The 11,849-nt window shown below is 40.1% G+C and carries 12 protein-coding genes; 3 read left to right on the top strand and 9 right to left on the bottom strand.

The features are described 5' to 3' along the window. Positions 1-195: 195 nt before the first annotated feature. Positions 196-507: an ankyrin repeat domain-containing protein gene (locus ASF86_RS17865; protein WP_056484201.1), complete on the top strand. Its 312-nt coding sequence runs from the start codon at positions 196-198 to the stop codon at positions 505-507. A 46-nt stretch (positions 508-553) separates the two neighbouring features. Here ASF86_RS17865 and ASF86_RS17860 read toward each other — a convergent pair whose 3' ends face one another. The 5 genes from ASF86_RS17860 to ribF all read right to left on the bottom strand — a co-directional run bounded on the left by ASF86_RS17860 (position 554) and on the right by ribF (position 6,140). After that, positions 554-1,096, bottom strand: a complete 543-nt coding sequence (locus ASF86_RS17860) for an NADPH-dependent FMN reductase (RefSeq protein WP_056484199.1) — start codon at positions 1,094-1,096, stop codon at positions 554-556. A 136-nt stretch (positions 1,097-1,232) separates the two neighbouring features. Beyond that, the gene (locus tag ASF86_RS17855) at positions 1,233-1,715 is read right to left on the bottom strand and encodes an FKBP-type peptidyl-prolyl cis-trans isomerase (RefSeq protein WP_005037703.1); all 483 of its coding nucleotides are present in this window, start codon (positions 1,713-1,715) and stop codon (positions 1,233-1,235) included. Between the two features lies 1 nt (position 1,716). Further along, positions 1,717-2,247: a signal peptidase II gene (lspA, locus tag ASF86_RS17850; protein ID WP_003655819.1), complete on the bottom strand. Its 531-nt coding sequence runs from the start codon at positions 2,245-2,247 to the stop codon at positions 1,717-1,719. Next, entirely contained in the window at positions 2,240-5,077 is a 2,838-nt protein-coding gene (gene ileS / locus ASF86_RS17845; protein ID WP_056484197.1) for an isoleucine--tRNA ligase, read from the bottom strand. Before ileS ends, lspA begins: the two co-directional genes overlap by 8 nt. 61 nt (positions 5,078-5,138) lie before the next feature. Beyond that, positions 5,139-6,140 carry a bifunctional riboflavin kinase/FAD synthetase gene (ribF, locus tag ASF86_RS17840; protein ID WP_056484194.1) on the bottom strand — a complete coding sequence of 334 codons (1,002 nt, stop codon included), beginning with the start codon at positions 6,138-6,140 and terminating at the stop codon, positions 5,139-5,141. A 208-nt stretch (positions 6,141-6,348) separates the two neighbouring features. Between ribF and ASF86_RS17835 the strand changes: the two genes are divergently transcribed. Further along, entirely contained in the window at positions 6,349-7,482 is a 1,134-nt protein-coding gene (locus ASF86_RS17835; RefSeq protein ID WP_056484191.1) for a TDT family transporter, read from the top strand. 81 nt (positions 7,483-7,563) lie between these two features. Beyond that, the gene (locus ASF86_RS17830; RefSeq protein WP_004640319.1) at positions 7,564-8,130 is read left to right on the top strand and encodes a hypothetical protein; all 567 of its coding nucleotides are present in this window, start codon (positions 7,564-7,566) and stop codon (positions 8,128-8,130) included. Positions 8,131-8,166: 36 nt separating this feature from the next. On the opposite strand, the gene ASF86_RS17825 is transcribed toward ASF86_RS17830, so the two are convergent. The 4 genes from ASF86_RS17825 to ssuD all read right to left on the bottom strand — a co-directional run bounded on the left by ASF86_RS17825 (position 8,167) and on the right by ssuD (position 11,830). Next, positions 8,167-8,787 (bottom strand): TetR family transcriptional regulator C-terminal domain-containing protein, encoded by a 621-nt coding sequence (locus ASF86_RS17825; RefSeq protein WP_003655809.1) that lies wholly within the window; start codon positions 8,785-8,787, stop codon positions 8,167-8,169. Positions 8,788-9,046: 259 nt separating this feature from the next. Next, the gene (locus tag ASF86_RS17820; protein ID WP_003655806.1) at positions 9,047-9,847 is read right to left on the bottom strand and encodes an ABC transporter ATP-binding protein; all 801 of its coding nucleotides are present in this window, start codon (positions 9,845-9,847) and stop codon (positions 9,047-9,049) included. Positions 9,848-9,860: 13 nt separating this feature from the next. Further along, positions 9,861-10,658 carry an aliphatic sulfonate ABC transporter permease SsuC gene (gene ssuC, locus ASF86_RS17815; RefSeq protein WP_003655804.1) on the bottom strand — a complete coding sequence of 266 codons (798 nt, stop codon included), beginning with the start codon at positions 10,656-10,658 and terminating at the stop codon, positions 9,861-9,863. After that, positions 10,655-11,830 carry an FMNH2-dependent alkanesulfonate monooxygenase gene (gene ssuD, locus ASF86_RS17810; protein WP_056484188.1) on the bottom strand — a complete coding sequence of 392 codons (1,176 nt, stop codon included), beginning with the start codon at positions 11,828-11,830 and terminating at the stop codon, positions 10,655-10,657. The genes ssuC and ssuD overlap by 4 nt, the downstream gene beginning before the upstream one ends. Between the last annotated feature and the right edge of the window lie 19 nt (positions 11,831-11,849).

Raw genomic sequence — 11,849 nt, 5'->3', positions numbered from 1 at the left:
GAGAGTAAGTCATCGCCAGCTCATTATTCTAAACACCCTCAACTTTACAGTTGAGGGTGTTTTTTTATGTTTGAATTAAATGACGAAAATAAAGAATTTAAAGGCAATAAAAATACTGATTCAAAATCAGATTTGTATACTAGCCGTGTTCTATGAATATAATAACGATGAAGTTTCTTATTTTTAGGTGTCTACGTGAAAATTAATTCCTTTTCTTCAATGCCTGAAGACGATGAAGAACGCTCTCTCCCTGAATTGGTCTATTGGGCTTCTTTAGGCGATCTAGATCAGGTAAAGCAATTACTTTTAGAAGGACAAGATCCTAATCAGGCAGATGATGAGGGCTATAGTGCTCTACAAGCAGCTGCCGAGAATGATCATCTAGAGGTGGTTAAACTATTAGTCGAAAAGGGAGCTCAGGTCGATTATAAGAGTGAATACACAGCACTACAGCTTGCAGAAATGGCTAGTAATATAGATATAGTGAATTACTTAAAGAGTTTATGAAACTGTAAATAAAGGCCTCTTTTATTTAATTGGAGGCCTTTTGTTTTTAAGCTAAATGATATTTTTGTAGTTTCTCAACAATTGATTGAAGTCCTTTTACTTCAAACTCATTAGCTTCGAATTTTTCATCTTTATTACGTTTAAAAATATCTCGAATCTCTAGTACAGCATTTGGATCAATGATACTTAAACTTGAGGTGACTTGACGTATTTGGCTAATAGAGCGAGAGCCATTAGTTGAACCATATCCAATAAATGCAGCAGGTTTATCACTCCATTCTTTACCAACATAGTCGAGAGCATTTTTTAAGGCTGGACTGTAACCATGGTTGTATTCTGGGCTAATAAAGATAAAAGCATCTGCTTGAGCAATTTTGTTTGCCCATTCTTGTTGTTTCGGTTGATCATAAATTCCGGTGGCGGGTGGGTGAGAGCCTGAAAAAAGAGGTAAATCCCATTCTTTTAAATCGACGACTTCAGTTTGGAAATCGTTTAGACCCAATGTTGGAATTGTGGTTTCTAGCCAATTGGCAACTTTAATTGCTGTACGTCCTTCACGAACACTTCCTACGATAATATAGACCAGCATGTATGTTTCCTAAGAATTTTTATCTTTATAAGTTAATTCATTATATAGGTGGGAGAGAATATAGAATTTGTAAGGATTCTTATGTCATCAATAAAAAATTGAATAATAAAAAGCCCTCATTAAGAGGGCTTTTTATTTATATGAGCTTAATGCCCTGTTGGCCTTCGGGAGTTACCTTGAATATTTCTACTTCAAAGGTAATATTTTTCCCAGCTAACGGGTGATTAAAATCAATTTCTGTAATGTCATCATTTACCGACTTCACTACGCCGAATAAGGTTGTTTTTGCCTTATCTTCAAACTCAATCATATGGCCAGGAATAGGGCGTTGTTCAAACTTAACCGTATCGAAAGTTTGTATATTTTCTGGATTCCATGGTCCAAATGCATCTTCAGGTGGAAGATGCACCGTACGACGGTCACCTGCACGTAAACCAAATAAGGCTTTTTCAAAACCTGGTAAAAGATTTCCGTCACCAATAGTAAGAGTAACTGGTTCTTCACGGTTACGTGTATTATCGATTTCTACACCATTTTCAATAGCAACAGAAAAGTGTAGATCGACTTTAGAGCCGTCTGTAATACGAATTTCTTCATTAGGTTGGATAATTTCGGTCATATTATGCATCCGAATTTTGGTTACGTTGCTTCTCAAGGAAGAATGTATCGATGAGTAGCAAGATGGTACCTAGGGTAATGGCACTGTCCGCAATATTAAAAGCTGGAAAGTGATGATTTTGGTAATAAACATGAATGAAATCGACTACATAACCTAGGGTAATACGGTCAATTAAATTGCCTAAAGCTCCACCTAAAATTAAAGCGATGGCTACAGGTAGCACCACCATTTTTTTAGGCATACGAAGCAACCAAAATACAAAAAGTATTGAAACTAAGCCTGCTAAAGATGTGAAGAAATAGCGTTGCCATCCTCCTGCATCAGATAAAAAGCTAAAGGCTGCACCATAGTTATGTAATAGTGTCCAGTTTAGAAATGGAAGCACAGGTACTGGATCCGCGTAGTTCAGATGTGTACTTGCAATCCATTTTGTCCATTGATCCAACACAATGGCAAGGACAGAAAGTCCAAGCCAAATTAGGTTGTGTGGATAAAACTGGAATAAGCCTTTTTTAGCTTGTGAATTAGGCATATTTTCTCACTTCGCCACGACCAGTGACGTTCACAATACAACGACCACATAAACCAGGATGATCGGCATGTGTATTTACATCTGGAAGGACATGCCAGCAACGTGCGCATTTTTCACCTTCAGCTGCAGATATTTGTACACGTAAGCCTTCCATTTCAGTTGCTTCACCTTGTTCAGCAAATGGATGTACCACTACTTCTGAAGTAATAAGAACAAAACGGAGTTCATCAGCCAGTTGGTTTAAAACTGTTTGTAATGATTCATTTGCCCAAAGTTCAACTTTGGCTGAAAGATTACTGCCGACAAGTTTAGCGTTACGCGCTGCTTCAATCTGTTTATTTACTGCAGATTTTACGCTAATCAATGTTTGCCAATCTTCTTCAGAAAGCAAGTTTGCTTTTGATGGAACCGGCAAGTCGTACCATTCTGAAGTAAATACATACTTTTCAGTTTGTTCTGGAATGAGTGGCCAAGCTTCTTGAGCGGTGAAGCTTAAGATTGGGCTCATCCAACGGATAAATGCTTGGACAATATGGTAAAGCGCTGTTTGTGCAGAACGACGTGCCTGAGAATCCGCTTTAGTGGTGTACTGACGATCTTTGATAATGTCTAGGTAGAAACCACCTAAGTCATTAATACAGAAGCTTGTTAACGCACTACACACCACATGGAAGTTCATTTCTTCATAGGCAGTGATAATCGTTTGTTGTACTTCATTCGCACGCTGCAAGATGTATTGGTCGAGAGCGATGAGGTCATCTACTGCCAAAGCATCTGTGCTTGGTTTGAAACCATTTAAGTTAGCAAGCAAGAAACGTAATGTATTACGAATACGACGGTAGCTATCACTTACACGGCTAAAGATTTCTTTAGATGCCGCGATTTCATAGCGATAGTCACTAGAAGCTACATATAAGCGTAAACCATCAGCACCAAGCTGTTTGATGATTTCTTCAAGCGGAATATAGTTGCCTAAAGATTTCGATAACTTACGACCATTTTCATCAACCGTAAAGCCATGTGTTAACAATGCTTTGTATGGTGCACGATTGTGAATTGCCATAGAAGTTAATAAAGAAGACTGGAACCAACCACGGTGTTGGTCTGAACCTTCTAAATATAAATCGGCAGGACTTTCTAGATCTTCACGTTGTTCAAGTACAGCGTAATGCGTTGTACCAGAATCGAACCATACATCGAGGGTATCGCGAATAGCATTATATTGTTCAGCATCTTCACCAATGAAGTCTTTCGCATCACGTTTGAACCATGCTTCGATACCTTCTTGTTCGATAAGTTTAGCAACTTCTTCGATTAATTCAGGTGTACGAGGGTGTAATTCGTTCGTATCTTTATGCACGAAGAATGGAATTGGCACACCCCAAGTACGTTGACGTGAGATACACCAATCTGGACGTCCTTCAATCATTGATTCGATACGGTTTTTACCCCAGTTCGGTACAAACTCGATATCGTTTTCAATTGCATTAATGGCACCTTCACGTAAACCCTTTTGATCCATGCTAATAAACCATTGCGGGGTTGCACGGAAAATAATAGGGGTTTTATGACGCCAGCAGTGCGGGTAACTGTGTTTGATTGGTTGATGTGCCCATAAACGGCCTACAGCACCCAAAGCTTCGATAATCTTTGGATTGGCTTTATAGATGTGCTCACCAGCATAGATAGGGGCAGTTGGTAAATAAACACCATTACCACCCACTGGGTTATCTACTGTAAGGTTATATTGAAGACCTACTTTATAGTCATCTGCACCATGGCCAGGAGCGGTATGTACTGCACCTGTACCACTTGTTGCGATAACGTGTTCACCTAAAATCACCGGAACTTGACGATCGGTAAGTAAAGGATGTTGTAGTGTAAGGTTTTCAAGCTTGTTACCAGTAAAGTCTGCTAGAACTACTGGGTTTTCAAGTTTATAGCGTTCAATTGCTGAAGCAACAAGGTCTTTAGCAAGAATGAAGTTTTGCTTACCACGCTCAGTAGTCACTTGTACCAATTGATATTCAATTTCGGCGTGCAAAGCAACGGCTTGGTTCGCAGGCAATGTCCATGGTGTAGTGGTCCAGATCACGATATCAGTTGGATCTTGAACGTCTACGCTTAAACGATCACTTAAATCTTTTAGATCGACAACGCCAAAACCAACATCAATTGCGTCAGATTTTTTATCTTCGTATTCAACTTCAGCTTCAGCAAGCGCAGAACCACAGTCCATACACCAGTTCACTGGCTTTAAGCCCGGCTGGATATGACCATTTTTTTGAATTAAACCTAAAGCACGAACAATATCGGCTTCTTGTTTATAGTTCATGGTGAGATAAGGATTATCCCAGTCACCTAAAATACCTAGACGTTTAAAGTCATTACGCTGTAAATCAATTTGTTTTAGTGCGTATTCACGGCAAAGTTTACGGAAAGTAGCCGCGTCAACTTTTTCACCAACTTTACCTACTTTTTCTTCAACTTTTAGTTCGATTGGCAAACCATGACAGTCCCAGCCCGGTACATAAGGCGCATCGAAACCTGACAGAGTACGGCTTTTTACAATAATATCTTTGAGTACTTTGTTGACCGCATGGCCTAAGTGAATTGTACCGTTCGCATATGGAGGGCCATCATGCAAAATATATTTTTTCTTGCCAATACGCGATGCACGAATCTGCTGATAAATGTTGTCGGTATACCACTCTTCTAACCATTTCACTTCACGTACTGCCAAATTTGCTTTCATTGCAAATTGAGTATCCGGCAGGTTTAGCGTGGCTTTGTAGTCCACTGCATTCTCAGGAGTTTGCTTATCGCTCATGCAAGTTTTCATCCAGTTTAATCAGCTTGGGAGCCGACATGTTTTACAATCAAAATTCGAATTAAAAAGGAAATTGTGTCGTGTCGTTACGATATTGTCGTAACTGATGCACGTCATTATCAATTCCTGCCTTAAGTGCTTCAAGCGAAGGGTAGTTCAATTCACCATGAAGATAGTGAAGAAAAGTCACCCGCATAAATAAGCCATACAGATTAGCAGAAACATCAGGGAAATGTACTTCTAATCTCCACTCTGGATGTTCTTGCTGAATGGCTGGACGTGTACCGACATGACCCGCGCCATATAGGCTGTTTTCATGATATCCGGCAATTCCCGGTTTTTCAGGTGCGTCCTGAAGTACTTTTTGAGTTAACGACATTGTTTCGCAAATGACTTCAACCCCATAAATGCCATTTAAACAAGGTTTATGGCGGTTGAGGCGAACGTTAATGGTTGGAAAGTCGAGAGTTCGTCCAATCTGGTCACCATATTGAACACGTCCAGTAATACTGTATGGACGGCCTAATAATTTAGCGGCTAAGGCAAGATTTCCTGCCTGAAGTACCTGACGAATACGAGTTGAACTTACACGTTCACCTTCGAGTTCAATGGTATGTAAATTGGTGACCCCAAATCCGTAGTCTTTTAAAAATTCGCTATTGCCTTGACGGTCTTTGCCGAAATGGAAATCATCGCCTAAAACCAAAGCTTGTGCGTTTAATTTGTCTTTTAATAAATCGGCAAATTCAGTAGCACTCATGCTACGGAAGTGCTGATCAAATTTAGCAACTGCAATGTAATCTACTCCAAGTTCGGCTAGATATTCGACTTTTTCCCGTAATGAATTAATACGAGGAGGAGCATCGTAGCCTTGAAAGAACTCAAGAGGTTGTGGCTCAAAAATCATGACCAATGTTTTTAAGCCTTGTGCTGCAGCAATTTTTTTGAGTTGAGCAATCATCGCTTGGTGACCTAAATGGACACCATCAAAATTACCAATAGTTACCGCTGTTGGTGGTAACTGAAAATTGGGCGATAACGCATTAAGACGAAGCAGTTTCATGAACTTAAAATATGGCTATTTTTGCAAGGGCTATATATTGCCATAATCTCACAGATTCGTCTTGTTGTTGTGTTTTTACTCAGTTATTTTTCAATATGAATATTCTTTATATTTAAAATATTGATGAATTAAATAAAAATAAATCAGTTTTTCTTATTAATTATTTACTCTACTATATTTTCATCCACTCTTTGATTAGAGAATTAAGATGAAAAAACCCTTTTACCAATTAAATCAAAGCAAAGATGTTATACGACATTTTACCCCAAATTGGTTTACAGCGACTATGGGTACCGGTGTGGTAAGTATGATTTTAATTCAGCTTCCATTTGCTCAATCATTTTTATTCATGCTAGCAACCTTGTTATGGCAATTTAATATTGTCCTATTTAGTGTTTTTTCAGGTCTCTATTTATTACGGTGGTTGCTTTTCCCTCATGAAGCGAAGCAAATATTTAAGCATCCTAATATGAGCTTGTTTTTAGGTGCTATTCCGATGGGGTTAGCTACCATACTAAATGGATTCTTAAGCTTTGGTAGTGGGCTTTACGGTGAAGTGGCAATCCATATTGCCCAAGCTTTATGGTATATCGATGTCTTTTTAGCTCTAGCAATTGCGTGGATTGTGCCGTTTTGCATGTTTAGCCGTCAGAACCATCAGTTACATACTATGACTGCAATCTGGCTTTTACCTGTGGTTGCCTGTGAAGTAGCAGCAAGTTCTGCGGGCATGTTAGTTGCTCATTTACCAGCAAATTTGCATAGCTTTCATTTATTACTGGCTGGTTATGTGCTTTGGGGAATCTCTGTTTTACCGGCATTCGCTATTTTGACAATTTTAATGTTGCGTATGGCTTTGCATCAATTACCTGAAAAAGAAGTCGCGATTTCTAGCTGGCTCTCTTTAGGCCCAATTGGTACAGGTGCTTTAGGATTATTGTTGCTAGGGCAACAGGCACAAAGAGTGGCGCCAAATGTAGGATTTGACCAATTCGCGAATGTCTTTCAAGCTTTAGGAATCGTGGGCAGTCTGGTGCTTTTAGGTTTCGGGTTATGGTGGCTTGGTCTAGCAATCTTAACAACGCTTCGTCATGCAAAGACAGGTATTCCATTCAACTTAGGTTGGTGGGGGTTAACCTTTCCATTAGGCGTATTTATTTTGGCGCTATTTAATTTAAGACATCAGGTTGAAATTGTATTTTTACAATACGTTGCTGTGGCATTGAGTATTCTATTATTGACGATGTGGGGCGTTGTAATGAAGAAAACGCTAGCAGGAGCATATAGTGGTCAACTGTTCTTTTCTCCATGCTTAATCGCCTTACAACAAAAAATGCAGTGATCATGAAAAGGTGCAAAAAGCTTTTGCACCTGATTTATACTTATTTTCTAATTTTATTTAATTTTGATTTGAGCTTTTTGAATGAACACTGATATTGCTTTAATTATGGCACTTCCTAATGAATCTAAAGGTTTATTTGAACAGGCAGGTGTTGAAGTCCATTACAGTGGTATTGGCAAGATTAATGCTGCTTTTAAAGCATTTGAGGTTATTCAAAAAACAGGCTGTAAAACTTTAATTAATTTGGGTACAGCAGGAAGCTCTGCGTTTAATCGCCATGATTTGGTCGAGGTGAAGACTTTTGTACAACGTGATATGGATGTTTCACCGTTAGGGTTTGAGGTAGGTGTAACGCCGTTAGATGATCACTTGCCAGCTGAAATTCACCTTCAACCACATTTTGCTGATTTACCAAAGGGGATTTGTGGTACTGGCGATTCATTTGAAACAGGCCAGCCAAAGGTAGCTTGCGATGTGGTGGATATGGAAGGTTATGCTTTAGCCAAAGTCTGCCATAAGTTAGGAGTTCGCTTGATTTCGGTGAAGTATATTACTGATGGAGCAGATGACACTGCACATCTGGATTGGGAAGAAAATTTATTATTAGGTGCCCAAAAACTTTTGGCCCTTTATCAAAATCATTTCTAAAAAAAGATCGGCAAGTTTGCCGATCTTTTTTTGGTTTTAACGAGGCAATACGCCATAGAGCATCAGGTGTACTGTGTGCTCAATTGAGCGTTGGAACATGCTTCGGTTACGAAGAGTTTTTCCAGTCACCATTTCCATTTGGGTTGCAAAATCTGCATAGTTTTGCGTAAGGCCCCAAATGTTTAAAATTAATAATTCTGGGTCGATATCTGGTGAAATCTTTCCTTCTTCTTGCCAAGTCTGAATGACTTTAGCTTTGCGCTTAAATAGTTTTTTTAATGGTCCTTTGAGAATAGGTAAAATATGCGGAGCGCCTTGAATTATTTCTAATGCAAACAATCTAGATGCTTTCGGTTGGCTACGAGACAGTTCGATTTTTTGTATTAAATAGTGAGATAGGGCTTCGGCTGGTTCTAATTCAGATTCTAATGTTTGTAAGGGGGCCAACCATTTTTGTAAAACAGTTGTGAGCACTTCTACATATAAAGACTCTTTATTTTCGTAGTAATAGAAAATATTCGACTTATGCATGTCGGCGAGTTGGGCAATTTCATCCAGACTTGCGCCAGTGAACCCATAGACCGAAAATACGTCAAGGGCGGCAGCAAGAAGCTGATTGCGCTTTTGGGTACTCTTTTTTTGTTCCATCTGCTGCATAATTAAAAAAATAATATTCCCATTGTAAGGGAAATTGTTTGATTTGTGCACAGGTGTCTTGCTTTTTTAATCAAAAAACGGCTAGTTATTTGCGTAATAGATATACTATTGTGCAAAAAATAAAGAATTTAACTAGTTTATTGTTATTCTTAAAAATATTTTTAAAATTTCGCCCTAAAAAAGAGCAATAAAACAGCTGCTTTATTGCTCGTAAATTGGGCATTTTTCGGTTGAACGGTTCTTATTACTCATTGCAAACCTAAGTTGCCAAAACAGCATCGAGTACTTGTTGCTCAAGTTGGGCAAAACTAATGCTCTTTTTGCGTGGGCGTGGCAAATTAACTTGGAAACTTTGAGCAATCTGACCTTTATCTAATAAGATAATACGGTCAGCTAATTGCACTGCTTCACTTACGTCATGTGTCACTAAAATGGCGGTAAAGCCTTGCTCTTTCCACAAGCGCTCAATCAAGCTTTGCATTTCAAGACGGGTGAGGGCATCTAATGCACCCAAAGGTTCATCTAACAACAAAATGCGTGGCGTATGCGACAGTGCGCGTGCTAAAGCTGTACGTTGTCGCTGGCCGCCAGAGAGCTGTGAGGGCCATTGTCCCGATTTTTCTTTTAAACCAACTTTTTCTAGTAACTCTTCAGCTAAAGCATGTTGCGATTTTGGTAGTCCAAGTTGAACATTTTGAAGAATATTTCTCCAAGGAAGTAAACGAGGATCTTGGAACATGACTCGAATATCATCATTGGTAATGCCTTCACGCAAATGGCGAGCAGACTTAAATTTAATTTCTCCAAAACTGGCTTTTTCAAGTTGGGCAATTAAACGTAGTAAGGTGCTTTTACCACAGCCACTTCGACCAACAATTGCTAAAAATTCACCAGGTTGGATGTGTAGGTCAAGATCTTCAAGAACCTTAACCTCGCCATAAAATTTATATAGCTGCTCAATCAGAATCTCTGCGCCTAATGTAGGTTCTTGTGATTCTGTTGGCTCTTCAGGAATGAGCTGCACGTCATTCTGATTAATATTTAAATTCAGATTTGTCATGTTTTAAGCTCCCTTATTTCTGATATCCAGAGTGCCAACGTAGTAAATAGCGCTCTAAAATCTGTGCTAAGACATCTGCCAGTTTGCCTAGTAAGGCGTAAAGAAGAATACCGACCAGTACCACATCTGTTTGTAAAAACTCACGTGCATTCATGGTCATATAACCAATACCAGCTTGAGCAGAAATGGTTTCAGCAACAATCAGCAATACCCAAACTAAGCCTAAAGCAAAACGTAAACCGACTAAAATAGAAGGCATCGCACCCGGGAGAATAATTTCTTTGTAGAGCTGCCAACGTGAAAGTCCGTAGCTTTTACCCATCTCAATCAATTGAGGGTCAACTGACCGAATACCGTGATAGGTATTGATATAAATTGGGAAAAAAACACCTACTGCGACTAAAAATAATTTTGCTGTTTCATCAATACCGAACCACAAAATGACGAGTGGAATAAGTGCCAATGCTGGGATGTTACGAATCATTTGCAAGGTCGTATCGAGTAGGGTGGAGGCAAATCGCGAAGAGCCATTCAGTAAACCCAATAGCAAACCCAATCCGCCCCCAATTAAAAGCCCAAGCAAAGCGCGACCTGCACTGACCTTAACGTGATGCCATAATTCTCCGCTAACGAGTAAGTGCCAAAAAGCGGAAATGACTGCCGTGGGGGCCGGCAAAATACGGCTTTCTAAAAGACCAGAACTCGATGCAATTTGCCAGACAATCAATAGGATGATCGGGAAAATCCAAGGCAGCAAATGCTGCCCGATTTGTTTTGTTCCACGTGAAACAATACTTTCATCTTTACTCATGCAGGCTCCTTGACGGAACTATTTTGCTTCTTCTCGTCGGGAACATAGTTGTTGGCAATAATTTCACCGAATGGACCGGTTAAATTTGGCTGAGCAAGTTTCGCTCGGGTTTCGATTGGTAGTAGAGGGAATACTAACTCTGCAAAACGGATTGACTCTTCAAGGTGCGGGTAGCCCGAGAAAATAAAGGTATCAATACCTAAGTCAGCATATTCCTGAATACGAGCAGCGACTGTTTCAGGGTCACCTACAAGTGCTGTACCCGCACCGCCACGGACTAAGCCAATACCTGCCCAGAGGTTTGGAGATACTTCAAGCTTGTCGCGGTTACCGCCGTGGAGAGCTGCCATACGTTGTTGACCGACAGAGTCCATTTGTGCAAATTTTTTCTGTGCGGCAGCAATGGTCGCATCATCAAGATATTGGATAAGTTCGTTAGCTGCTGCCCATGCTTGTTCATTGGTTTCGCGAACAATGACATGTAAGCGAATACCATAAGTTAATTTACGGCCTTTAGCCTCAGCTTTGGCACGAACATGTTCGATCTTTTGTTTAACTGCTGCTGGTGGCTCACCCCACGTGAGGTACGTATCGACTTGCTCAGCGGCCAAGTCGACAGCGACGTCTGAAGAACCGCCAAACCAAAGTGGTGGATAAGGCTTTTGAACAGGGGGGTAAAGCAGTTTTGCATCATCAACTTGTAAACGCTCGCCGTGAAAGGTAAATGCTTCACCCGTATGCGAACGTGTCAAAATTTCACGCCAGATTTTTACATATTCGTTGGCTGTCTGATAACGTGTTGAGTGATCTTCATATAAACCATCGCCGCGTAGTTCAGCTTCATCACCACCAGTCACTAAGTTGAGTAACACACGGCCATTCGACAAGCGGTCAAATGTTGCAGCCATACGCGCAGCCAAAGCTGGTGTTGTTACACCCGGACGTAACGCAACTAAAAACTTAAGGTGTTGAGTTGCGTCAATGAGGCTAGCCGCTACAATCCATGGATCTTCACATGAACGACCCGTCGGAATAAGTACGCCTTCATAACCCAAATTATCTACCGCCACAGCAATTTGCTTCATATAGGCATGGTCAACCTGACGAGCGCCTTTACTTGTACCTAAATAGCGACTATCACCGTGGGTAGGAATAAACCAGAAAATTTTCATGTGCATTACCTATATGTCT

The organism is Acinetobacter sp. Leaf130 (genome assembly GCF_001423205.1).
In the GTDB taxonomy this organism is placed as follows: Bacteria; Pseudomonadota; Gammaproteobacteria; order Pseudomonadales; family Moraxellaceae; genus Acinetobacter; species Acinetobacter calcoaceticus.
Note: the sequence above shows the minus strand (reverse complement) of the source record. Positions and strands in the feature narration are given on the sequence as shown.

Bases quoted from the DNA above. Each gene is read 5' to 3' on its own strand.
- lspA (WP_003655819.1), bottom strand. From the start codon at position 2,247: ATGCCTAATTCACAAGCTAAAAAAGGCTTATTCCAGTTTTATCCACAC.
- ASF86_RS17830 (WP_004640319.1), top strand. From the start codon at position 7,564: ATGAACACTGATATTGCTTTAATTATGGCACTTCCTAATGAATCTAAA.
- ASF86_RS17835 (WP_056484191.1), top strand. From the start codon at position 6,349: ATGAAAAAACCCTTTTACCAATTAAATCAAAGCAAAGATGTTATACGA.
- ribF (WP_056484194.1), bottom strand. From the start codon at position 6,140: ATGAAACTGCTTCGTCTTAATGCGTTATCGCCCAATTTTCAGTTACCA.
- ASF86_RS17860 (WP_056484199.1), bottom strand. From the start codon at position 1,096: ATGCTGGTCTATATTATCGTAGGAAGTGTTCGTGAAGGACGTACAGCA.
- ssuD (WP_056484188.1), bottom strand. From the start codon at position 11,830: ATGAAAATTTTCTGGTTTATTCCTACCCACGGTGATAGTCGCTATTTA.
- ASF86_RS17820 (WP_003655806.1), bottom strand. From the start codon at position 9,847: ATGACAAATCTGAATTTAAATATTAATCAGAATGACGTGCAGCTCATT.
- ASF86_RS17855 (WP_005037703.1), bottom strand. From the start codon at position 1,715: ATGACCGAAATTATCCAACCTAATGAAGAAATTCGTATTACAGACGGC.
- ASF86_RS17825 (WP_003655809.1), bottom strand. From the start codon at position 8,787: ATGCAGCAGATGGAACAAAAAAAGAGTACCCAAAAGCGCAATCAGCTT.
- ileS (WP_056484197.1), bottom strand. From the start codon at position 5,077: ATGAGCGATAAGCAAACTCCTGAGAATGCAGTGGACTACAAAGCCACG.
- ssuC (WP_003655804.1), bottom strand. From the start codon at position 10,658: ATGAGTAAAGATGAAAGTATTGTTTCACGTGGAACAAAACAAATCGGG.